Raw genomic sequence first — 23,221 nt, forward strand, 5'->3', positions numbered from 1 at the left:
GTGTGGGGCCCGGTGCGGAATGATGCCCCGGAGGTGGTTGACAGGGTGTCAACCCGGGCATCGTGCCCGGGCGGACGCGCAGACGTCGACGGGGGTGCGGTGTGCGAGTGGTGCTGACGGTGCATGACGACGCCGGATCGGAATCCGGTGGTGCCGCGCTGCGGAACTGGCTGACGGACGTGCCCGGGCTCAAGGGCAGGGTCGAGCGGGAGACGCGGGACGCGGTGCCCGCGGACGCCATGGGTGCGGCGGTCGACGCGCTGGTGGCCGTCCTGGAGCCGGGTGGTGTCGCGGCGGTGTTCGCCGGTGCGCTGGTGGCCTGGGTGCAGTCCCGGCGCGGTGACTGCACCGTCCGGGTGACGCGACCCGACGGCACCAGGATCGTCATCTCGTCCCGGCAGGCCCGGACGATGAGCCCGCAGGAGGCCGCCGAGCTGGCGGAGCGACTGGCCGGCGGGCCCGCGGGCGGTGACACCCCGGGCGCACCGGAGTCCGGGGAGTGACGGCGGACGGCCTCGCGGCGGGTGGCGCCCGCGCCGTCCTCTTCGGCACCGGCGGCCACGCTCCGGGTTCGGAGCTCCAGGACCTGCCCGCGGTCGACACGACACTCGACGACCTGCGGCGCACGCTGGTCACCGTGTGCGGCATGCGCCCCGGCCAGGTCACCCGCCTTCCCGCGGACGCCGGCCCGGCCGAGGTCGTCGCCGCCGTCGAGGAGGCCACCGCCGGGGCCGCCGACGGCCCCGTGCTGTTCTGCTACGTCGGGCACGGCCTCCTCGGTCCGGGAGACGAGCTGTACCTCGCCACCCACGCCACCCGGTCCACCCGGCACATCGCGCAGACCGTCTCCTACCGCACGCTCCGCGACCTGCTGAGCGAGTCACCCCGGGGCAGCCTCGTCGTCCTCGACTGCTGCTTCTCCGGACGCGCCGACACCCCGCCCGCCGGCGGCGGCACCCGCGGCCCCTTCGCCACCGCCCGCCCGCAGGGCAGCTTCCTGCTCACCTCCGCCTCGCACTACGCGCTCTCCTTCGCCCCGGAAGGGGAACGCCACACCCTGTTCACCGGGCGCCTGCTGCGCCTGCTCGACGAGGGCGACCCGGCCGGGCCGCCCCTGCTGACCGCCGACCGGCTGCACGCGGCCCTGGACCGCGCGTTCGCCGACGACCCCCGGGTCAGCCCCGCCCGCCGCAGCGACGGCACGCTGGGCTCGCTCGTCGTCGCCCGCAACCGCGCCTACCAGGCCGATCCATCCCGGCCCGAGGACACCGAACCGCCCGCGGACGTGACCTGCCCGTATCCGGGGATGGAGCCGTTCCACACCCAGGACAGCGGCTACTTCTTCGGCCGCGACCGGCTCGCCGACCGCCTGGCCGCCATGCTGACCGATACCGAGCAGTACGACGGGTACGACGGGCCCGTCATGCTCGTCGGCGCCTCCGGAGCCGGCAAGTCCTCCCTGCTGCGCGCCGGGCTGCTGGCCCGCCCCGGGACGGGCCCCGCGCTGCTCGTGCCCGCACCGGGCAGCCGTCCGATGCGCACCCTGGCCGAGGCGTGGGCACGCGCCACCGGGCGGAAGCCGCACAAGGTCCGGGCCGCCCTCGACCACGGCGAGTTCCCCGCGCCCCGGCACGGGCACGCCCCCTGCCGGCTGCTCGTCATCGACCAGTTCGAGGAGGTGTTCACCCGGTGCCGGGACACCCGCGAACGAGACGCCTTCATCACCCTCCTCACCGACGGCGCCGCACCCGGCCGTCGGCCCCGGATCGTGCTCGGCCTGCGCGCCGACCACTACGGCAACTGCCTCGACCACCCCGGCCTCGAACAGGCCCTCACCCACGCCCAGCTCACCGTCCCACCGCTGCGCGAGGAGGAGTTGCGCGCCGCCGTCGAAGGCCCGGCCGCCGCCGCCGGACTCACCGTCGAACCCGGACTGACCAGCCGGCTGCTCCAGGACCTCAAGGAAGGCCGCTCACCCGACGACGTCGGCACGCTGCCGTTCCTCGCCCACGCCCTGCGCGAGACCTGGCGCCTGCGCAGCGGAGCCCGGCTCACCCTCGCCGGCTACCAGGCCACCGGCGGTATCTGGCAGTCCGTCGCGGTCACCACCGAGGACCTCTACGGCTCCCTCGACGGCCAGGGGCAGGCGACGATGCGCGAGTTGCTGCTGCGCCTGGTGTTCCTGCCCCCGGACGGCGGTGCACCCGTGGTCCGCCACCAGGTGCCGCTCGCCGAACTGCCCCCGGGCGCCGAGGACATCCGCGACCGGCTGCTGGCCAAGCGGCTGCTGACCGTGGACCAGGACACCATGCAGATCGCCCACGAGTCGCTGCTGCGGGCCTGGCCCCGGCTGAGGCAGTGGACCGAGGAGAACACCGCCACGCTGATGCTGCGCCAGCGGCTCGGCGCGGACGCGGCCGAGTGGCACGCGGCGGGCCGCGACGCGACGTACCTCTACCGGGGCAGCCGCCTGCAAGCGGCCACGGACCTCGCACAGAGCCATCAACTACCCCCGGCCGAGACAGAGTTCATCAAGGCCGCACAGAAGGTGGCCGAGCAGGAGTCGCGGCGTGAGCGGCGCCGGGTCCAGGTGCTGCGCCGCTTCCTCACCGGCATCGCCGTGACCCTGTGCGTCGCGCTGGTGGCGGCCGTCCTCGCCGTACGGGAGCAGCGTGAGGCCAAGGCGCAGCAGCGCGCGGCCGTCGCCCGTGCCCTGGTGGCCGAGGCCGGCAATCTCAAGGCCGACGATCCGCGTACGTCGCTGCGGCTGGGCCTCGCCGCCCAGGCCCTCGACCCCGGCGCCGAGACCAGCCGGGCCCTGTTCACCACGCTGGCGGACAATCCGTTCCGGGGGGCGTCGAAGCTGACACGTTCGCAGGCGTTCCTGCACTCCTCGGTGTTCTCCGCGAGCGGACGGATGCTGGCCGTCGAGCAGGGCAGCCCCACGAGCGCGCTCGCCCTGTGGAACACCGGCGGCCCCTCCGTCGCGCACGCACCTGTGGCGAGGCTGGCGTGCCGGGGACGCAACGGCGTGTTCCCGGAGGCGTCCTTCGGCGGACCGCACGACCGGATGCTCGCGTCCCCGTGCGGCGACACCGACCTGAAGGTGTGGGACGTGGGTGACGTGCACCGGGGTGCGACACCCCCGCTCCTGGCCACACTGCGGGTGAAGGAGCTGGCCCACGGTCCGGAGGCGGTGTCCTTCAGCCGGGACGGGCGCCTGCTCGCCGCCGTCGGCTCGTCGGACTCCGGCCCGTCCGGCGTGCTGGTGCTCTGGGACCTCGCGGATCCGCGCCACCCCCGGGGGCTGAGTGTCGTCAAGGACCCCGACAGCCTGATGGACGCCGACGCGGTGAGGTTCAGCCCGGACGGCCGGCACCTCGTCACGGTCGGCCGAGACCTGCGCGTGTGGGACGTCTCCGACCCGGCCGCCCCACGCCCCGAAGGGGCCGTGGAGGACACCCGGGGCGTGGTCGCCCTCAGCCCGGACGGTGACCTGATCGCGACGGGTGACGCGTCCAACGACCGGGCGGTCAGACTGATCGACGTCAACTCGCCGGGGCACCCCAAGGTGGTCGGCGAGCAGTCCTCCGCCCACACGGACGGCATCTACTCGCTCGCCTTCTCCCCCGACGGCCGGACCCTGGCCAGCGCGGGGACGGACAGCCGCGTCGTCCTCTGGGACGTCGGCAGACCGAAGACCTTGTCCTCCGCCCACATTCTCACCGGGCACACCTGGGGTGTCGACGCGGTGGCGTTCGCGCCCGACGGCCGCTCGCTGGTGTCGGCGAGCAGCATCGGCAACGACGTCGTCCGGTGGGACATGGACGTCGTGAGCCAGCCGAACATCCTGAAGGGAATACCGTCGGCACGCAGGCTGGCGCTGGCGCCGAACGGCACGCTCCTCGCGGCGGCGACGAGAGGCCCGGTCCGCCTGTGGGACCTGTCCGAGCCCGCGGCACCCCGAAAGCTCGCCACGCTGACCGAGGTCCGGGACGGGAAGGCCGTCTCCGACAGCCTTGTCATCGACATCGCCTTCAACGCGGACGGCACCTTGCTCGCCGCTGTCACCGACGACGATCAGATCACGCTCTGGGACACCACCCACCCCACCCGCCCCCGCATCGTCGGCACGCTGGGGACGCACGTGAACGCGTTCAGCACCTCACTCGCCTTCGCTCCTCACAAGCCGTTGCTGGCCGTCGGGGTGCTGCGACGGATCCGCGTGTGGGACCTCGCCGATCCCACCCGCCCCCGCGAGAAGGCCGATACGGGAAGCACCCTGACGCCCAACACGGGCGAGGGCATCTCCTTCACGCCGGACGGAAAGCACATCCTCATACCCGGCCCACCCACCCTCTGGGACTACTCGTCGGGCGAGCGGAGAGAACTCCCCCGGCGGAGCCCGATCTCGTACTCGGCCGTCGCCGTGCCCTCCGCTCACGGAGACTTGGTGGCCGCCGCTCCGGGCATGGTCGGGGTAGGAGCCACCTGGTCGGGCGTGCAGTTGTGGAACGTCCGGGACACGCGCCGGCCGCGCGCCGCGGGCGAGGCGGAGGTGGCCGGCCCCCACCACCCGGAGTTCAACCAGCTGGCCTTCACCCCGGACGGTTCGCTGCTCGCCGGCGCCACCGAGGACGGGGCCGTACGGCTGTGGGGCGTCGGCGATCCCGAACGGCCCTACCTGGCGAAGTCGTTCCCGATCTTCGGAGACACGGTCGACGACGTGGTCATGAGCGGACCGCACGGCCGGTACATGGTCACCGCGAGCAAGGGGGTCGCCGCCGTCTGGGACCTGGGGGACATTCCGGAGATCGCCGCCGATCCCGTCGCCATGGCGTGCCGGGTCGCCGGCGGCGGCTTCGGCCCCGACGACTGGAAGAAGGAGGTGCCGGACATCCCCTACCGCCGGACCTGCCCGCAGGGCTGAACGACGTGGCATGCGCCTCCCGCCGCGCCACCCGCAGCGCCTCCCGCCGTCGAAGCGGAGCGGCGGAGCGGTACCTTCGTCCCACCAGGGATGAGGAGAATGAACGTGAGCAAGTTCGTGCGGCCCGCGGCCGAGGGCGCCGACCCCTTCGGTACGGCTCGGCTGCGTCGCGGGGTTCTCGACGCCTGGGCGACCAGCCCGGCCCGGTTCCGGGAGGACGCCAACGCCGAGGAGGACCTGGTCCTCGGCGGCTACCGGGACCGCCTCGTCGTGGAACTGGCGCAGAACGCCGCCGACGCGGCCGCCCGCGCGCACATGCCGGGCCGGCTCCGCCTCACCCTGCGCGACGGCGTGCTGGTCGCCGCCAACACCGGCGCCGGTCTGGACGCGGCCGGTGTCGAGTCGCTGTCCACGCTGCGGGCCTCCGCGAAGCGGGACGCGCAGGGCACCCAGGGTGCCGTGGGCCGGTTCGGGGTCGGGTTCGCCGCCGTCCTCGCCGTCACCGACGAACCCGCCGTCGTCGGGCGGCACGGCGGGGTGCGCTGGTCGCTCGGGGAGGCGCGGACGCTGGCCGCCGAGACCGCCCGGCACAGCCCCGGCCTCGGCGACGAGATCCGCCGCCGCGACGGACACGTGCCGCTGCTCCGGCTGCCGTTCGCCGCCGAGGGCTCCGCCCCGGAGCCGTACGACACCGTGGTCATCCTGCCGCTGCGGGACGCGGCTGCCGCCGACCTCGCCGAGCGGCTCCTGGAGGGCGTCGATGACGCCCTGCTGCTGGCCCTGCCGGGCCTGGAGGACGTCGTCGTCGAGATCGGCGACGCGGCGCCCCGGACCCTGCGGCGGCGCACCGAGGGCGCCTTCACCGTCGTGGAGGACTCGCGGGAGGGCACCACCCGGTGGCGTACGGCCCTGGCGCACGGGCCGCTCACCGGCGACCTGCTCGCCGACCGGCCCGTCGAGGAACGGCTGCGGCCGCACTGGTCGGTGACCTGGGCCGTACCGGCGGACGAGTCGGGAGCCCCGGTGCGGCCCCGCACCGCGCCCGTCGTGCACGCGCCCACCCCCAGCGACGAACCCCTCGGCGTGCCCGGACTGCTCATCGCCTCGTTCCCGCTGGACACCACCCGGCGGCATGCCGCGCCCGGCCCGCTGACCGACTTCCTGGTGCAGCGCGCGGCCGACGCCTACGCCGAACTCCTCGCCGCGTGGCGGCCCGTCACCGAGGGCGCCGTAGGACTCGTGCCCGGGCCGCTCGGGAAGGGCGAGCTGGACGGGGCACTGCGGCAGGCCATCCTGGAGCGGCTGCCCCGCACCGCGTTCCTGCCGCCGGCCGTCCAGCCGGCGGAGCAGGGCGCGCGGGACGAGCACGACGAGCAGGACGAGCAGGACAGCGGTCTGCCGGAAGCCCTGCGGCCGCGTGACGCCGAGATCGTGGAGGGGGCCGGGGCCGAGACCGTACGGGTGCTCGCCGAGGTGCTGCCCACGCTGCTGCCCGCCGGGCTGGAGCGGCGGGCCGAACTGCGCACCCTCGGGGTCGCCCGGCTGCCCCTCGCCGACGCCGTCGACCGGCTCGCCGGGCTGGAGAAGGACCCCGACTGGTGGTGGCGGCTGTACGACAGTCTCGCCGGCATCGACCCCGACCGGCTCTCCGGGCTGCCCGTGCCGCTGGCTGGGGGTACCTCCCAGGCTTTCGGCTCTGGGGGAGGGCGGACCACCATCGGGCCCCGGCAGGTGCTGCTGCCCGCGCCGGACGCGGCCCGCACCGACCCCGAGGTGCTGGCCCGGCTGGGCCTGAAGGTGGCCCACGAGGACGCGGCGCACCCGCTGCTGGAGAAGCTGGGCGCGCTGCCCGCCTCCCCGCGCGCGGTCCTCACCACCCCGCAGGTGCGCGCGGCCGTGGCGGCCTCGCTGGACGACGAGGGCGGCGCGCTGTGGGACGAGGACGCGCCGGACGCCGAGGAACTGGCCGACACCGTCCTCGCGTTGGTGCGGGACGCCGGTCTGGAGCCCGGTGACGAGCCGTGGCTCGGCGCGCTCGCGCTGCCCGACGAGGACGGCGAACTCGCGCCAGCCGGGGAGCTGGTGTTCCCCGGCAGCGCCTTCGCCCGCGTCATCCGCGACGGCGAACTGGCGGCCGTGGACGGCGAGCTGGCGGACAAGTGGGGCGAGCAGCCCCTGACCGCGTGCGGGGTCCTCGCGGACTTCGCACTGGTCCGCGCCACGGACGTCGTCCTCGACCCCGACGAACTGGAGCCCCGCGACGGGGACTTCGCCGAACCGGACGACGCCGGACTGCTGGACGCCGTCGACGTGTGGAGCGAGGACATCCTCGACCGCTTCCCGGACAGCCCGGTGCCCCCGGTGGCGACCGAACTGGTCGCCGTGCGGGACCTGGACCTCGTCGACGACGACCACTGGCCCGAGGCCCTCGCCCTGCTCGCCCGCCCGCCGCTGCGCGACGCGCTCACCCAGCCGGTGCGCGTCCTGCTGCACGACGGCACGCACGAGGTCGTACGGCCGTACACCGCCTGGTGGCTGCGCGGGCACCCGGTGCTCGACGGCCGCCGGCCCGCCGGTCTCCTCGCGGCCGGCGGCGACCCGCTGCTGCACGGGCTGTACGACGAGGCCGACGCCACCGGGTTCGAGGACGAGCAGGTCCTGCGGGCGCTGGGGGTACGGACCTCGGTGGCCGCGCTGCTGGACGAGCCGGGCGGCGCCGCCGAACTGCTCGACCGGCTCGCCGATCCGGAGCGGGCGGTAGGCCCCGCCCAACTGCACGGCCTCTACGGCGCGCTGGCGGACCTGGACCCCGAGCAGGTGACCCTGCCGGAGGAGCTGCGGGCCGTCGTCGACGGACGGGTGACGGTCGTGGACGCGGCCGACGCCGTCGTCGTCGACTCGCCCGACCTGCTGCCGTTCACCTCCGGTGTCCCGCTGCTGCCGGTCCGCCCGTCCCGGGCCGCCGAACTGGCCGAGCTGTTCCAGGTACGGCGGCTGAGCGAGTCCGTCACCGGCGAGGTGCACTCCGAGGGCGCCGAGCACGACGTACCGGAACCGGTGCGGGTGCTGCTGGGGGCGCGCACCCCGCGGACGTACGTCGAACACGAGGAACTCGTCGTCGACGGCGTGGAGATCGACTGGCGGCTCACCGACGACGGGGTGCTGCACGCGGCCACGCTGGAAGGCGTCGCCGCCGGCCTCGCCTGGGCGGCCGGCCAGTGGCCCCGCCGCTTCGAGGTCGCCGCGCTCCTGGAGGACCCGTCCAGGACCCAGGAACTGGCGCGCGACCGCTGGTTCGACTGACGGCGCCGCCGATCCCTCACGTCTGTGTCATGGGCGCGTAAACCAGCGTCAAAATCTGGCCCGCGGGGGCGGCTCGCCGTACAACCCGGTCCCCGCCGTCGTGTATCTGATCGGTGAGTCAACCGACTCACCGATCACTTCTCCCTCCTAGGGAACGCAACATGCGCATACGAGCCACTGTGGCCGCCGTTTCCGGCGCCCTGGCCCTTTCCGCCCTCGCCGTGCCGGCCGCACAGGCCACCGGGACCAGCGGAACGCCGTACACCCTGAACGCCGGCTTCTCCCAACTGAAGATCGCCTCGGCAGTCAAGGTCGGCACCACCAACGTGGTCCACACCACGTACACGTACACCCTGACGCACGGCGCCGACGTCGACATCAAGGCGGACGACTTCTTCAGCGACGCCTACCTCTACCGCGGTTCGCTGGACGACCCGACCAAGACGCTGGAGGGCGACGACTTCGCCACCTGTACGGCCACCACGTCGACCACCGCCACCTGCAAGGGCACCGTCGACCTCCACCCGGCCGACGGCGAGCTGAAGAACGCCGACGCCGGCACCTGGACCCTCGCTGCCGAGGCATTCGCCTTCAACGGGCAGGACCCGAGCAACCCCGACATGAGCAAGGTCGGCTTCAAGGACCAGGGAGGCATGGGCACCACCAAGGTGCAGCGCTTCTCACAGCTGACCGTCAACGCCTCGCCCGAGCCGGTCTACGCGGGCAAGACCCTCACCGTCACCGGCAAGCTCTCCCGTGCCAACTGGGAGGACAACCACTACCACGGCTACACCAAGCAGCCGGTCAAGCTCCAGTTCCGCAAGGCGGGTACGACCACGTACACCACCGTCAAGACGGTCTACACCGACGCGTACGGCGTCGCGAAGACCACGACGACCGCCCACTACGACGGCTACTGGCGCTACAGCTTCGCCGGCACGACCACGACCCCGGCGGTCAACGCCACGGGCGACTACGTGGACGTGAAGTAGGAGACGCGTTCCCCGTGCCCCGTAAGGGGCGCGGGGAAGTGCCGGTGTGCGGCTCCGCCGCGCGGGCGCGACCGGCCACGACGGACCCGCGGCCGAGCGGCGACCCTGTCTCGTCGGCTGGTGCCCAGCGCTAAGCGGATGCGCGGCGGTCCACCCACCTCCACGTGAGGTCCAGGGTGGCCGCCGCCACCGCCGCCACCGCGACCGCCGTCCACGGCATCGTGACGCCCACCAGCCGCAGCGCGAAGAAGCTCTGCAGGGCCGGTACGGCGAGCACGACGAGGAACGCGCCGAACATCGCGGCGACCAGCGCGACGCGCCACCAGGTGTAGGGGCGGGCGACGATCGCCAGCACCCACATCGAGATCAGGAACAGGGTGAGTGTCGCCGCGCTGGTCTCCGCGTCCAGGGAGCCGGGGCCGGTGTAGAAGTGGCGGGCGATCAGGTACATCACGAAGGTCGCCACCCCGGCCACCAGCCCGCCCGGCACCGCGTACCGCATCACCCGGCGCACGAAGTGCGGCCGCGCCCGCTCCGCGTTGGGCGCCAGCGCCAGGAAGAACGCCGGGACGCCGATCGTCAGCGTCGACAGCAGCGTCAGATGCCGGGGCAGGAACGGGTACGGCACCTGCCAGCACACCACCAGCACCGCCAGCAGCACCGAGTACACCGTCTTGACCAGGAACAGCGTCGCCACCCGCGTGATGTTGCCGATCACCCGGCGGCCCTCGGCGACCACCGACGGCAGCGTGGCGAAGCTGTTGTCCAGCAGCACGATCTGCGCCACCGCCCGCGTCGCCTCCGAACCCGAGCCCATCGAGACCCCGATGTCCGCGTCCTTCAGCGCCAGGACGTCGTTCACCCCGTCCCCGGTCATCGCGACCGTGTGCCCGCGCGACTGCAGCGCGCCCACCATGTCCCGCTTCTGCCGCGGGGTGACCCGGCCGAAGACGGTCGCCTCCTCCAGCGCGCCCGCCATGCCCTCGCGGTCGGCGGGCAGCCGGCGCGCGTCCACCGCCGCACCCGCGAGCCCCAGCTTCTCGGCGACCGCGCCGACGGACACCGCGTTGTCCCCGGAGACGACCTTGGCGCGGACGTTCTGCTCGGCGAAGTAGCGCAGGGTGTCGGCCGCGTCCGGGCGCAGCCGCTGCTCCAGTACGACGAGGGCGGCCGGGCGGGCGCCGCGCTGCGGCTCGGTGTCGTCGAGGTCGCGGGTGGCGCGGGCCAGGAGCAGGACCCGCAGCCCCTGCTCGTTGAGGCGCTCGGTCTCGGCGAGGGCCGGGTCGCCGCCGTGGTCACCGCGGTCGCTGGCGCTGTCACCCTCGCTGTCGCCGTCGCCGCCGAGCAGCACGTCCGGGGCGCCCAGCAGCCACGTGCTGGTCTCGCCGTCGCCCTCGCTGAACGTGGCGCCGCTGTACTTGCGGGCCGAGGAGAATGGCAGTGACTCCACGCACCGCCACTCCTCACTGTCCGGGTAGGCGTCGATGATGGCCTGGAGGGAGGCGTTGGGGCGTGGGTCGGACTCGCCGAGGGCGCCGAGCACGGTACGGACGTACGCCTCGTCGCTGTCGCCCAGGGTGTGCAGCGCGGTGACGTCCATGCCGCCCTCGGTGAGCGTGCCCGTCTTGTCCAGGCATACGGTGTCGACGCGGGCCAGGCCCTCGATCGCCGGGAGCTCCTGCACGAGGCACTGCTTGCGGCCCAGCCGGATCACCCCGATCGCGAAGGCGACCGAGGTCAGCAGCACCAGGCCCTCCGGGACCATGGGGATGATGCCGCCGACGGTGCGGGCGACCGCGTCCTTCGCGGCGTGGTGCTGGGCCACGAGCTGGGTGGCGACCAGACCGAGAGCGGCCGGGACCATCATCCAGGTGACGTACTTCAGGATCGTGGAGATGCCGGTGCGCAGCTCGGAGTGGACCAGCGTGAACCGGGACGCCTCCTCGGCGAGCTGGGCGGCGTAGGCCTCGCGGCCCACCTTGGTCGCGGTGAACGCGCCGGCGCCGGCGACGACGAAGCTGCCGGACATGACCGAGTCGCCGGGGTGTTTGACGACGGGGTCGGCCTCACCGGTCAGCAGTGACTCGTCGATCTCCAGACCGTCGGCCTCGGCGCACACGCCGTCCACGACGACCTTGTCGCCGGGGCCGATCTCGACGAGGTCGTCCAGCACGATCCCGCTGGTCGGCACCTCGGTGGCGGTGCCGTCCCGGCGGACCGTCGGCCGGGCCTCACCGATGACGGCGAGCGAGTCCAGGGTCTGCTTGGCCCGCCACTCCTGGACGATGCCGATGCCGGTGTTGGCGAGGATCACGAAGCCGAAGAGGCTGTCCTGGATGGGGGCGACGAGGAAGGTGATGATCCACAGGACGCCGATGATGGCGTTGAACCGGGTGAAGACGTTGGCCCGGACGATGTCCGTGAGGGAACGGCTGCTGCGCACCGGTACGTCGTTCACCTGGCCGCGTGCGACGCGCTGCGCTACCTCGGCGCCGGTCAGCCCCGCCGCCCGGCGCTCGGGCAGGGCGACCGGATGCACGGGGTCCAGCTCGGCCCCCGCGTCAATGTGGGCCATGCCTCGACGGTACGTGCGAACCCCCCCACCCGCCCACCCGGCAAAACCCCGGCCCACCCCGCTCGCCGCGCTCAGAGCTGCGGGCATGCGTGCCTCCCCCTGTGCCTTGAGGGCCTGGGGGGACCCCCAGGGCGGCACGGGTGGGCCCAGCGGAGGTGCGCTTTCAGCGGGCGGCGCCTCGGACTTCGCTGCGGCCGGCGGCGCCCCTTTCAGCGGGCGGGGTTTCCAGCGGGCCACGCAAAGACAGGGCTACTCAGCAGGCTCCCGAGGCGCAGACTCGGCCTCGCTCAGCGCGGCGTCCCTCTTGATCGCCGCGTCCCTCTTGCGGACGTACCAGATGCCGATGAGCCCCAGGCCCGCCCCGGCGAGGCAGGTCCACAGCCACCACAGGTGGTCGTGGGAGTCGAACCAGCCGTAGAAGGGGAGCTGGACCAGGAAGAGGACGAACCACAGGATCGTGCCACCGGTGATGGTGGCGACCACGGGCCCCTCCAGGGGTTCCGGCGCCTCGTGCTTCGCGGTCCACTTAGCCATGGAGCACAGCTTACGAGGCGGTCCCCGGCCACGGTGAGCCGCTGCCCGGCACCAAGCCGCACCAGGCCCCACCCCAGCCCCACCGGGCTCTACGCGCGGAGATAGCGATCTAGCCCTCATACGTTCATACTGAAACCGTTTGTCTAGGGCCAACTTCTGGCCAACTTCTGTCCGACTTTCTTTCGTCAGAAACTCCAACGGGGCTCGGGGGACCCCCGCTGGTGATGAGGTCCCGCATGTCCTCCACCTCGGCACCCGCCAAGGTCCCCACCCCCGGGAAGCCGGGCGGCGCCACCGGCTCCGGCGCCGTCGACCGCTACTTCCGCATCTCCGAGCGCGGCAGCTCCCTCGCCCGCGAGATCCGGGGCGGCTTCGCCACCTTCTTCGCGATGGCGTACATCATCGTGCTGAACCCGATCATCCTCGGCAGTGCGAAGGACATGTACGGGCACCACCTCGACCATGGTCAGCTGGTCACGGCCACCGCCGTCACCGCCGCCTTCACCACCCTCCTGATGGGCGTCATCGGCAACGTCCCGATCGCCCTCGCCGCCGGCCTCGGCGTCAACACGGTCGTCGCGCTCCAGCTCGCGCCCCGCATGTCCTGGCCGGACGCCATGGGCATGGTCGTCCTCGCCGGCTTCGTCGTCATGCTCCTGGTGGCCACCGGTCTGCGCGAGCGCGTGATGAACGCCGTGCCGTACAGCCTGCGCAAGGCGATCTCGATCGGCATCGGCCTCTTCATCATGCTGATCGGCCTCGTCGACTCCGGCTTCGTCAGCCGCATCCCGGACATCGCCCAGACCACCGTCCCGCTCCAGCTCGGCGCCGACGGTCACCTCAACGGCTGGCCGGTCCTCGTCTTCGTGCTCGGCTCCCTGCTCACCCTCGCGCTGATCGTGCGCAAGGTGTCCGGCGCCATCCTGATCTCCATCGTGTCGATGACCGTCCTCGCGGTGATCATCAACGCGGTCGCCAAGGTGCCCTCCTGGGGCCTGACCACCCCGAAGTGGCCCGGCAACCCGGTCGCCTCGCCCGACTTCGGGCTGATCGGCCAGGTCAGCCTGTTCGGCGGCTTCCACAAGGTCGGCATCCTGACCGGCGTCCTCTTCGTCTTCACCGTCCTGCTGTCCTGCTTCTTCGACGCCATGGGCACGATCATGGGCGTCAGCGACGAGGCCAAGCTGACCGACGCCGAGGGCCAGATGCCCGGCATCGGCAAGGTCCTCTTCATCGACGGCGTCGCGGTCGCGGTCGGCGGCGCCAGCTCCTCCTCGGCCACCACCTGCTTCGTGGAGTCCACGGCAGGCGTCGGCGAGGGGGCCAGGACCGGCCTCGCGAACGTCGTCACCGGCGCCCTGTTCGGCCTGGCGCTGTTCCTCACCCCGGTCGCCACGATGGTCCCGTCCCAGGCGGCCACCCCGGCGCTGCTCGCGGTCGGCTTCCTGATCCTGGCCGGCTCGGTCCGGGAGATCGACTGGACCGACTACACGCTGGCCGTCCCGGCCTTCGTGACCATGCTGATGATGCCGTTCACCTACTCGATCACCAACGGCATCGGCATGGGCTTCATCACCTTCGTGGTACTGCGCCTCGCGGCCGGCCGGGCGCGGGACATCCCGGTGCCGATGTACATCGTCTCGGCGGTGTTCACCTTCTACTACCTGATGCCGGCGTTCGGCCTCACCTGAGCCCGGCCGGTAGCCCTGCCGGTCACCCGACCCCGTAGAACCGCTCCGTCTCCTCCACGGCGGTCTGGAACCGCTCGTCGAAGTCATCGCGAACGAGCGTCCGGACGACATAGTCCTGGACGCTCATTCCCCTTTTGGCCGCATGGCGCCGGAGCCTTTCGAGCAGCTCCCCGTCTATCCGCAGGCTGAGCACGCTGGTCCCCATGCAGACGAGGGTCCCGGCACGCCCCGGCTCCGTGTGTCACGTTCCGCGCGGAGATCACCCATATGGGTGATGCGGCGCTTGAGTGGCCCGGATCACGGGCATTCTGGCGCGTTCCAGTGGTCTTTAGCGAGAGTAATGAGTTACGCTAAAGACCATGCCGGACCTTTCCCATGGCGACGACGCGGCCGCCGTGAACTCCCTCCGCTCCGCCGTGATGCGGTTGTCCCGTCGGCTCAAGCACCAGCGGGTCGACGAGTCGCTGAGCCCCACCGAGATGTCGGTGCTGGGCACCCTCTCCCGCTGCGGCCAGGCCACCCCCGGTGAGCTGGCCCGCAAGGAGCACGTGCAGCCGCCGTCGATGACCCGCATCGTCGCGCTGCTGGAGGCCAAGGGACTGGTCCGTCTGGAGCCGCATCCCGACGACCGGCGCCAGAAGGTCGTCACCCGGACCGAACAGGCCGAGGCGATGCTGGAGGAGAGCCGCCGCAAGCGCAACGCCTTCCTGGCCGGCCTCGTCGCCGACCTTGACGAGGACGAGTGGGCCAAACTGCGCGCCGCCGCCCCCGTCCTGGAGAAGCTCGCACATCTGTAAGAAGCACATCTGTAAGAAGCACGTCGAACGAGTCGACGCACCCAGAACACCAGGGAGGCGCATTTTCTTGAGTACGGGATCCGGAGCAGCTTCCGCCCCCGCACCGACCCCTACTACCCCCACCGCCCGCAAGTCCTCGATGTTCAGCTCGCTGAAGGTCCGGAACTACCGCCTGTTCTTCATAGGCCAGGTCGTGTCCAACACCGGCACCTGGATGCAGCGCATCGCCCAGGACTGGCTGGTGCTCAGCCTCACCGGCTCCTCCGCGGCCGTGGGCATCACCACGGCCCTGCAGTTCCTGCCGATGCTGCTGTTCGGCCTCTACGGCGGCGTCCTCGTCGACCGGCTGCCCAAGCGGCCCACCCTGCTCGTCACCCAGTCGTCCATGGCCCTCACCGGCCTGGCCCTCGCCGCCCTGACCCTGACCGGCCACGTCCAGGTCTGGCACGTGTACGTCGCCGCCTTCGCCGTCGGCCTCGCCACGGTCGTGGACAACCCGGCCCGCCAGTCCTTCGTCACCGAGATGGTCGGGACGGCGCAGCTGCAGAACGCGGTCAGCCTGAACTCGGCGAACTTCCAGTCCGCCCGCCTGGTCGGCCCGGCCGTCGCCGGTCTCCTGATCACCGGCGTGGGCACCGGTTGGGCGTTCCTCCTCAACGGCCTGTCCTTCGTCGCGCCCATCACCGGCCTGCTGCTGATGCGCGCGCGTGAACTGCACGTCATCGAGCGCGCGCCGCGGAGCAAGGGACAGCTGCGGGAGGGCCTGCGCTACGTCGCCGGGCGCCCCGACCTGATCTGGCCCATCGTCCTCGTCGGGTTCATCGGCACCTTCGGCTTCAACTTCCCGGTGTGGCTGTCCGCCTACGCCGACGACGTCTTCCACGCCGGCGCCGGCGCCTACAGCCTCTTCAACACGCTGATGGCCGTCGGCTCCCTGATCGGCGCCCTGCTCGCCGCCCGGCGCGGCACGGCCCGGATGCGGCTGCTGATCGCGGCCGCGGCGACCTTCGGCCTGCTGGAGGTCGTGGCCGCGCTGACCCCGTCGTACTGGCTGTTCGCGCTGTTCATGGTGCCGCTCGGGGTGTTCGGCATGACGGTCAACGTCACCGCGAACACCGCCGTGCAGATGTCCACCGACCCGGCCATGCGGGGGCGTGTGATGGCCCTGTTCATGATGGTCTTCGTCGGCGGTACGCCGCTGGGCGCGCCGCTCGTCGGCTGGGTCACCGACACCTACGGCGCCCACGTCGGCTTCGCCCTCGGCGGCATCGTCTCCGCCGCGGCCGCCGCCGCCATCGGCCTGGCCCTGGTCCGCATCGGCGGCCTCAAGGTCTCGGTCGGCTGGCACCGCGGCTACCCGCGCGTGCGGTTCGTCCCCAGGGAGCGGGAGCTGGCGACGGCGTAGTCGCGCCGCTACCGGAACCGGTAGCCGCGCCGTTGGCGCACCCGGCGGGCCAGCACCTGGCCCGGCCACTCGTCCGCACCGTGCAGGAAGGACTCGGTGCGGGTGAAGCCGTTGCGTTCGTAGAAGGCGACCAGCTTGCCATCGTCGCCCGCGTAGCAGTCGACGCGGAGCAGGGACACCCCGGCCCGCCGGGTCTCCTCGGCGGCGTGGGCGAGCAGCGCGGCTCCCGCGCCGTGGCCCTTGAAGCGGCGGTCGGAGGCGAGCAGGTGGATGTACCGCTCGGGCTCGTCGGCGCGGGCCAGGTAGGCGCCGGGGGCGTCGGTGAGGGTGAGGGTGGCGGCCGGGACGCCGTCCACCTCCGCGATGTACGGGGTGCCCTGGGCGACGTACCGCTCGACCATCGCCACCGCCTTCGGGTCCGTGGACCAGGGCTCGGTGCCCCACTGCCGGGTCCTGCCCTGTGCGACCAGCCATTCCACGGAGCTGTCCAGCATCCGGAGGACCGACGGAGCGTCTTCGGGGCCGCCTGCGCGGATCGTGAGCGTCATGCCGCTCATCCTGCCCACGCTCGTCGCGGCCTGGCCACGGCATTTCCGCCCGAACCGGCGGGGACGGTTCTGGGACAGTGACCGCATGAGACTCTTCGCCGCCGTGCTGCCCCCGGAAGGCATCACGGACGAACTCGCCGTCCAGGTCGCCCGGTTGAGGGAGCTGCCGGGGGCGGACCGGCTGCGGTGGACCGGTCGGCCCGGCTGGCACCTCACCCTCGCCTTCTACGGCGAGGTCGACGACGACCTCCTCCCCGCCCTCTCGGACCGCCTGGCCCGCGCGGCGCACCGCACCGCCCCCTTCCCGCTCGCCCTCTCCGGCGGCGGCCAGTTCGGCCACGGCAAGGCCCTCTGGACGGGCGCCGCCGGCGACGTGGAGGCACTGCGCGTGCTGGCCGGCCGCGCGGAGGCGGCGGCCCGCAAGGCCGGCCTCGCGCGGGACGAGCACCGCCGCTACAAGGCCCACCTGACCCTGGCCCGCGGCCGCGGCACGCTCGACACCCGGCCGTACCTCGACGCCCTCGCCGGCTTCCGCGGCGCCCAGTGGACCGTGTCCGAGCTGGCGCTGGTCCGCAGCCGGCTGCCGAGGTCCGGGGTGCCGGGGGAACAGCCCCGCTACGAGACGGTCGGCCGCTGGCCGTTCGAGGCGGCCGGTTAGGCTCGACGACGTGGACCCGAAGACCCGGAACCTGATCATGGCCGTCGTGCTGGTGCTGATGTTCGCGGTGGTGGCGGTGGCGGCGGCCCTGGGAAGGTGACCGGCCACCGCCCCGGCACGCCCCGCGGCGCCCGCCGGCGTGCCCCGCACCCCGCGGCTCGGCGAGCGAGCCGCTACCAGGCGAAGGCCTCCGGCGACGGACCCGGCCCCGGGAAGATCTCGTCCAGGCCGGCCAGCAGCTCCTCGCTCAGCTCCAGCTCGGCCGCCCGCAGCGCGGAGGCGAGTTGCCCGGCCGTGCGCGGGCCGACGATCGGGCCGGTCACGCCGGGCCGGGTGAGCAGCCAGGCCAGCGCGACCTCGCCGGGCTCCAGACCGTGCTTGTCGAGCAGGTCCTCGTACGCCTGGATCCGCGACCGTGCGGCCGGGTCGGCGAGGGTGTCGGCGGCCCGCCCGGAGGCGCGGCGCCCGCCCCGCACCTCCTTCTTGAGGATTCCGCCGAGCAGGCCCCCGTGCAGGGGCGACCACGGGATGACGCCGAGGCCGTAGTCCTGGGCGGCCGGGATGACCTCCATCTCGGCGCGCCGCTCGTACAGGTTGTAGAGGCACTGCTCGCTGACGAGCCCGATGGTGCCGGCCCGCCGGGCCGCGGCCTCGTTCGCCTGGGCGATCTTGTAGCCGGGGAAGTTGCTGGACCCCACGTAGAGGATCTTGCCCTGCTGCACGAGGACGTCGATCGCCTGCCAGATCTCGTCGAACGGCGTGCTGCGGTCGACGTGGTGGAACTGGTAGATGTCGATGTGGTCGGTCCGGAGCCGCTTGAGGCTGGCGTCGACGGCCCGGCGGATGTTCAGCGCGGAGAGCTTGTCGTGGTTGGGCCAGGCGTCGGTACTGGCGGCCATGTTCGCGTACACCTTGGTCGCGAGCACGACCTTGTCCCGCCGCCCCGGGTCCCCCGCGAACCAGTTGCCGATGATCGACTCGGTACGGCCCTTGTTCTCACCCCAGCCGTACACGTTCGCCGTGTCGAAGTAGTTGATGCCGGCGTCCAGCGCCGCGTCCATGATCGAGTGCGAGTCGGCTTCGTCGGTCTGCGGGCCGAAGTTCATGGTGCCGAGGACGAGTCGGCTGACCTTGAGTCCGGTGCGTCCTAGCTGCGTGTACTCCATGTCTCCCTAGCCAACGGCGTGGAGTGCGCTCGAAGCAAGCGATTACGGCGGCCCGGGGCGGACGATCCGATCGGCCGGGCGGCGGAAGGCGGTGCGGTAGGCGGTGGGGCGCCTGCCGGTGTGGGCGGTGAACAGGGCGGAGAAGGTGCCGGGGTCCTTGTAGCCGACGGCGGCGGCGATGGCGGCGACCGTGCGGTCCGTGGTCTCCAGCAGGTGGCGGGCCCGGCGGACGCGGGACCCCTGGAGGTAGCGCAGCGGGGTCTGGCCGGTCTCGGTGGTGAAGCGGCGCAGCAGGGTGCGGGTGCTGACGCCGAAGGCGGCCGAGAGGGCGGGGAGGTCGTAGGGGGCGGCCAGATGCTGGTCGAGCCGGCGCATGACCTGGTGGGAGAACGCGGCGCCGGGGCGGGGGAGCAGTCGCGCGTCCACGTAGGGGGTCTGGGAGGAGCGGGCGTCGTCGACGAGGGCCACGCGTGCCGTGGTGCGGGCCACGGCCGGGCCGCTGTGCCGGCGGATCAGGTCGAGGGCGAAGTCGTACATGGCGCTGAAGGCGGCCGTCGTCGTCACGCCGTCGTCCGTGACCACCAGGCGGTCCGGCCGGACGCGCGTGTGGGGGTGCAGGCGGGCCAGTTCGGGGGCGAACAGCCAGGCGGTGGTGGCCTCGCGGTGTCGGAGCAGGCCCGCCTCCCCGGCGAGGAACGCGCCCACGCAGATGGCGACGGTGGCGTTCCCCGTGGCCGCGTGGGCACGGATCGCCTCGGTCTCGGGGCGGAGGGCGGCCAATGCCGCCGGTATGTCGGTGGCGGGGAGGAGTGCGAAGCCGGGGACGATGAGGACGTCCACCTCACGCAGGGGCCTGACGGCGAGGGCCGTACCGCCGGACGCGGTCACGCGGCGGCGCGGGGAGACGACCGAGACCTCGTAGCCGGGGTGGTCCGGGCCGGCGATGTGCGTGGCCATGATGAGGAGGTCGGGGACGCCGAACACCTCCGAGGCGAAGCAGCCGGGGTAGGCGAGGACGCCGATCCGGAGTGCGGTCACGGGTGCCCCCTGGGGTGACGGTGGCGGCGGGACACCCCGAAGGGTGGTGGCGAGATTACCCCGGAGGGTGGCGATCCCGCCTCTCGTCGGGGGGTGGTCCGGGCCGTCACCGTAGGGCGCATGAGGCCCATGAGCGCTGCCGCTGACGACCGTCGTCCCGCCGACGGTGACCCCGCCGACCGTCATCCCGCCGACGACCCCATCACCGACTTCGTACGCTGGGAGGTGACGGTGAATGGGGTGGCGAAGGGCGTCCACGTAGCCGGGACCGGGCCCGCCGTCGTGCTGATGCCGGAGATGCCGGGCATCAGCCCGGACGTGCTCCGGCTGGCGCGCTGGGTCCGGGACGCGGGGTTCCGGGTGTACGTGCCGTCGCTGTTCGGGACCGACGGGGGGTATCCCACGGCCGAGCGGGGGGAGGTGGTGGTGCGGCGGGCGTGCGTGAGCGCGGAGTTCCGGGCGTTCGCCGGGGGCGGGACGAGTCCGGTGACGGCGTGGCTGCGGGGGCTCGCGCGGCAGGCGCACGCCGAGTGCGGCGGGCCGGGGGTCGGGGCGATCGGGCTGTGCTTCACGGGGAACTTCGCCCTCACGATGGCGCTGGAACCCGCCGTCATCGCCCCCGTGGTCAACCACCCCTCACTGCCGCTGGACGACCCGGCCGGGCTGGAGTTGAGCGCGGAGGACGCCGCCGCCGTACGGGAGCGGGTGGACCGGGACGGGCTGACGGTCCTCGCCTACCGCTTCGCGGGGGACCGCTGGTGCACCGGGCAGCGGTTCGCCGCGTACCGGTCCCTGCTGGGCGGGGCCTTCGACGGCCGCGTGCTGCCCGACGGCGCCGCGAACACCGATCCGCCGCCGTTCTTCCGGGACACGGTCGGCACTCCGCACAGCGTCGTCACCGCGCACTTCGTCGACGGGGAGGGGCATCCGACGGTGCGGGCGAGGGACGAGATCCTGGGGTTCCTGGCGGAGCGGCTGCGGCCCGAGTCCGCCGGGGCCTGAGGGCGGTCAGTCGTGAGGGAACTCGTCGGTCTTGAGAATGAGGCCCACGACGGTATGGGTGAGGTCCAGGTCGCTGCCGAAGGGGACCGTGGTCTCGATCTCGTAGTCGCCCTCTTTGGGCTGGGTGTAGATGTGGCACCGGCGCTGGTAGGGGTCGGCGATGACGAAGACGGGGACTTCGGCCGTGGCGTATGCGGTCTTCTTGGGGCCGTAGTCGTTGGCTGCCGTCCCCTTGGAGATGACCTCGGCGACGAACTCGACGTCCTGGTACCGCCAGTGTCCCGTCTCCGTCTTCTCGGCGCCCTCGACCATGACGGTCACGTCCGTCGCGAAGCCGTTGAGGTGGCCCGGGTAGTCGAGGCGGACGTCGGACTTGATGCGCTTGCGGGGGTACTTGGGCCGCAACTGCTCGACGATGTCCAGGATGATCTCCCAGTGGGTGTCCCGCTGCGGCGACATGTATACGGTCCCCTCGACGATCTCGACCTTGTATCCCTCGGGGACGGGCATCTTCTCGAGCCGGTCGAACATCTCGTCGAGCATGTTCTCGGTGTCGCTCTCGGCCATCGCGATCCTGTCTTCAAGGACGGTCATCGTGGCGCTCCTCCCCGGCCGCTCTGTGGACGAGTGCGACCGCGCTGTTCAACGATACGCACCGTGACCAAGAGACGCCGGAATTCGGCCAATACTGACAATCTGTTCAGGCCGCGTACGGATGTCCGATGTCCCAGGCCTCCCACATCGCCCCCGCGAAGGCCGCCGCGATCCGGTGCTCGCCGCTCGCGTTGGGATGCGTCCCGTCGTAGGTGTCGGTGTCGATGTCGTACGACTCCGGCGGCGAGGCCAGCAGCAGCGGCGAGCGGGGTTCGTCCAGGTCCGCGACCGTCTTGGCGAGCAGGTCGTTGAACTGCTCGACCTGGGCGGCGAAGGGCGCGTCCGTCAGGGCGCGGATGTTGGGGATCACCGGGAGCAGCACCATGCGGACGCGGGGCCGGGCCTCGCGGGCGGCGGCGACGAAGGCGCGGACGTTCGCCGCCGTCTGCTCGGCGTTGGTGTAGAAGCCCAGGTCGATCAGGCCGAGGGAGACCAGGAGCACGTCGGGCCGGTGCCGCCGTACCGCCTCGCCGATCAGCGGAGTCATCTGCTGCCAGCCCTCGCCCCAGCCGGCCAGGTGGGCGCGGGGAAAGTTTGGATCGGCGTAGGCGTACGAGGTCGGGGCCTCGGCGGACTTGTCGTACAGCTCCTCGCGCGGGCCGACGAACGTGAAGGGGCCGCCGTACGTCTCGCACAGGTGCCGCCACAGCCGGTAACGCCAGGTGTGTTCGCCCGCGCTCCCGATCGTCATGGAGTCACCTACGGGCATGAACCTGAGCATCCGCTCATGATGGTCGATCCCGGCGGCGGGTGGGGTGTGAGGCCCACCACGTCGGGCGCCGTGTCCCGGTGTCCTCGATGACAGGCTGGGCCGGGATGGCAGGCTGGGGGCATGCGCCGACCGTTCGCCCTGCTCGCCGGGGCCCTGCTAGCGGGTGCCTGCGCGCTGCCCGCCTCCGCCGCCGACGGCGGTGCCGGTGACCAGGGTTTCACGATCAAGGATCCGAGGATCACCGAGTCCAGCGGCCTGGCCGCGTCCCGTCTGCACCCCGGGATCTACTGGACGCACAACGACAGTGACGACGGGCCGTACATCTACGCCGTGGACAGCCGGACCGGGAAGACGGTCGCCCGGGTGACGCTGCGCGGCATCGGCGCCCCGCGTGACGTCGAGGCGATCTCCATCGGCCCGCACAACGAGATCTACGTCGGCGACATCGGCGACAACCTCGGCGGCACCTGGCCGTACGTATGGATCTACCGGCTGCCCGAGCCGAAGGAGCTGAAGGACCAGACGGTCACGGCCACGCAGTACGTCGTCAAGTACTCCAACGGCCCCCGGGACGCCGAGTCGTTGCTCGTCCACCCGAAGACCGGGCGCGTCTACATCATCGACAAGAAGCAGGACGGCGGCCACCTGTACGAGGGCCCGGCGCACCTGTCCGCCTCCGGCACGAATGTCTTCCACCCGGTCGCCCCCGTCGACCTGTGGGCCACCGACGCCGCCTTCTCCCCCGACGGCCGACAGCTCGCCGTACGCGGCTACTTCGGCGGCATCTACTACGACTGGAACGGCGGCAAGATCAAGCGCGAGGGCCGGCTCAACGTCCCCTTGCAGGGCCAGGGCGAGTCGGTCACCTACTCCATCGACGGCACCAAACTCCTGTACGGCAGCGAGGGCACCGACAGCCCGGTCGAGGCACAGACCGCACCGGGCGGCGGCTCGCCGACCTCTGCCAAGTCCCCCTCTTCCGGCGGAAGTTCGACCACATCGGGTGACAGCACCCCTGGCCTGAAGGTGGGCGCGATCGTCGTACTCCTGGGCGTGGCGGCCTTCTTCGGACTGCGGAGGGCGCGGCGGCGCGGGTGAGCATGACGGGCAGAGCGATGACACGGCGATGTGCGGCACCCATGCGGCATGGGGCATCTCCTTTCCCGAGTACCGCTCGATCGAGCCGCTGGACACCGACCTCACCGAGATCAGGCCG

Annotated in this window: 18 protein-coding genes; 10 read left to right on the forward strand and 8 right to left on the reverse strand. The window is 72.4% G+C overall.

The window, feature by feature from the left end; all coding sequences use genetic code 11:
• Positions 1 to 110 precede the first annotated feature (110 nt).
• From DBP14_RS19400 to DBP14_RS19415, 4 genes are all read left to right on the forward strand, one after another.
• On the forward strand, positions 111 to 503 hold the full coding sequence (locus tag DBP14_RS19400; protein ID WP_164992363.1) for a hypothetical protein: 393 nt from the start codon (positions 111 to 113) through the stop codon (positions 501 to 503).
• Entirely contained in the window at positions 500 to 4,930 is a 4,431-nt protein-coding gene (locus tag DBP14_RS19405; protein ID WP_129308426.1) for a caspase family protein, read from the forward strand. Before DBP14_RS19400 ends, DBP14_RS19405 begins: the two co-directional genes overlap by 4 nt.
• Before the next feature lie 105 nt (positions 4,931 to 5,035).
• Entirely contained in the window at positions 5,036 to 8,233 is a 3,198-nt protein-coding gene (locus tag DBP14_RS19410; RefSeq protein ID WP_129308427.1) for a molecular chaperone Hsp90, read from the forward strand.
• Between the two features lie 161 nt (positions 8,234 to 8,394).
• Positions 8,395 to 9,225 (forward strand): hypothetical protein, encoded by an 831-nt coding sequence (locus tag DBP14_RS19415; RefSeq protein WP_129308428.1) that lies wholly within the window; start codon positions 8,395 to 8,397, stop codon positions 9,223 to 9,225.
• A 130-nt stretch (positions 9,226 to 9,355) separates the two neighbouring features.
• Here the strand turns inward: DBP14_RS19415 and DBP14_RS19420 are convergent, their stop codons facing one another.
• Together DBP14_RS19420 and DBP14_RS19425 are read right to left on the reverse strand one after the other, a co-directional pair.
• Complete coding sequence (locus DBP14_RS19420; protein ID WP_129308429.1) at positions 9,356 to 11,800, reverse strand: HAD-IC family P-type ATPase; 2,445 nt, start codon at positions 11,798 to 11,800, stop codon at positions 9,356 to 9,358.
• A gap of 249 nt (positions 11,801 to 12,049) precedes the next feature.
• Positions 12,050 to 12,334 carry a DUF2530 domain-containing protein gene (locus DBP14_RS19425; RefSeq protein WP_129308430.1) on the reverse strand — a complete coding sequence of 95 codons (285 nt, stop codon included), beginning with the start codon at positions 12,332 to 12,334 and terminating at the stop codon, positions 12,050 to 12,052.
• A 236-nt stretch (positions 12,335 to 12,570) separates the two neighbouring features.
• On the opposite strand from DBP14_RS19425, the gene DBP14_RS19430 reads away from it, so the two are divergent.
• Positions 12,571 to 14,025 carry an NCS2 family permease gene (locus DBP14_RS19430; RefSeq protein WP_129308431.1) on the forward strand — a complete coding sequence of 485 codons (1,455 nt, stop codon included), beginning with the start codon at positions 12,571 to 12,573 and terminating at the stop codon, positions 14,023 to 14,025.
• A gap of 22 nt (positions 14,026 to 14,047) precedes the next feature.
• Here the strand turns inward: DBP14_RS19430 and DBP14_RS19435 are convergent, their stop codons facing one another.
• Positions 14,048 to 14,230: a ribbon-helix-helix protein, CopG family gene (locus tag DBP14_RS19435; protein WP_129308432.1), complete on the reverse strand. Its 183-nt coding sequence runs from the start codon at positions 14,228 to 14,230 to the stop codon at positions 14,048 to 14,050.
• Between the two features lie 154 nt (positions 14,231 to 14,384).
• Between DBP14_RS19435 and DBP14_RS19440 the strand changes: the two genes are divergently transcribed.
• Together DBP14_RS19440 and DBP14_RS19445 are read left to right on the forward strand one after the other, a co-directional pair.
• Complete coding sequence (locus DBP14_RS19440) at positions 14,385 to 14,822, forward strand: MarR family transcriptional regulator (protein ID WP_129308433.1); 438 nt, start codon at positions 14,385 to 14,387, stop codon at positions 14,820 to 14,822.
• A gap of 67 nt (positions 14,823 to 14,889) precedes the next feature.
• Positions 14,890 to 16,227, forward strand: coding sequence for an MFS transporter (locus tag DBP14_RS19445; protein ID WP_129308434.1), 1,338 nt, complete (start codon positions 14,890 to 14,892; stop codon positions 16,225 to 16,227).
• 8 nt (positions 16,228 to 16,235) lie between these two features.
• Here the strand turns inward: DBP14_RS19445 and DBP14_RS19450 are convergent, their stop codons facing one another.
• Positions 16,236 to 16,775, reverse strand: a complete 540-nt coding sequence (locus DBP14_RS19450) for a GNAT family N-acetyltransferase (protein ID WP_129308435.1) — start codon at positions 16,773 to 16,775, stop codon at positions 16,236 to 16,238.
• 85 nt (positions 16,776 to 16,860) lie between these two features.
• Between DBP14_RS19450 and thpR the strand changes: the two genes are divergently transcribed.
• Positions 16,861 to 17,433, forward strand: a complete 573-nt coding sequence (thpR, locus tag DBP14_RS19455) for an RNA 2',3'-cyclic phosphodiesterase (RefSeq protein WP_129308436.1) — start codon at positions 16,861 to 16,863, stop codon at positions 17,431 to 17,433.
• A 173-nt stretch (positions 17,434 to 17,606) separates the two neighbouring features.
• Here the strand turns inward: thpR and DBP14_RS19460 are convergent, their stop codons facing one another.
• Together DBP14_RS19460 and DBP14_RS19465 are read right to left on the reverse strand one after the other, a co-directional pair.
• Positions 17,607 to 18,599, reverse strand: a complete 993-nt coding sequence (locus DBP14_RS19460; protein WP_129308437.1) for an aldo/keto reductase — start codon at positions 18,597 to 18,599, stop codon at positions 17,607 to 17,609.
• A gap of 42 nt (positions 18,600 to 18,641) precedes the next feature.
• Positions 18,642 to 19,637, reverse strand: coding sequence for a helix-turn-helix domain-containing protein (locus DBP14_RS19465; RefSeq protein ID WP_241740975.1), 996 nt, complete (start codon positions 19,635 to 19,637; stop codon positions 18,642 to 18,644).
• Between the two features lie 129 nt (positions 19,638 to 19,766).
• Between DBP14_RS19465 and DBP14_RS19470 the strand changes: the two genes are divergently transcribed.
• Positions 19,767 to 20,639, forward strand: coding sequence for a dienelactone hydrolase family protein (locus tag DBP14_RS19470; RefSeq protein WP_129308438.1), 873 nt, complete (start codon positions 19,767 to 19,769; stop codon positions 20,637 to 20,639).
• A 6-nt stretch (positions 20,640 to 20,645) separates the two neighbouring features.
• Here the strand turns inward: DBP14_RS19470 and DBP14_RS19475 are convergent, their stop codons facing one another.
• Together DBP14_RS19475 and DBP14_RS19480 are read right to left on the reverse strand one after the other, a co-directional pair.
• Entirely contained in the window at positions 20,646 to 21,233 is a 588-nt protein-coding gene (locus DBP14_RS19475) for a Uma2 family endonuclease (protein ID WP_129308439.1), read from the reverse strand.
• A gap of 106 nt (positions 21,234 to 21,339) precedes the next feature.
• Positions 21,340 to 22,014 carry an SGNH/GDSL hydrolase family protein gene (locus tag DBP14_RS19480; RefSeq protein WP_129308440.1) on the reverse strand — a complete coding sequence of 225 codons (675 nt, stop codon included), beginning with the start codon at positions 22,012 to 22,014 and terminating at the stop codon, positions 21,340 to 21,342.
• Positions 22,015 to 22,125: 111 nt separating this feature from the next.
• Here DBP14_RS19480 and DBP14_RS19485 point away from each other — a divergent pair, with 111 nt between their 5' ends.
• Positions 22,126 to 23,103 (forward strand): WD40 repeat domain-containing protein, encoded by a 978-nt coding sequence (locus tag DBP14_RS19485; protein WP_129308441.1) that lies wholly within the window; start codon positions 22,126 to 22,128, stop codon positions 23,101 to 23,103.
• Positions 23,104 to 23,221: the final 118 nt, after the last annotated feature.

Origin of the sequence: Streptomyces sp. L2, from assembly GCF_004124325.1 — a bacterium.
Lineage (GTDB): Bacteria > Actinomycetota > Actinomycetes > Streptomycetales > Streptomycetaceae > Streptomyces.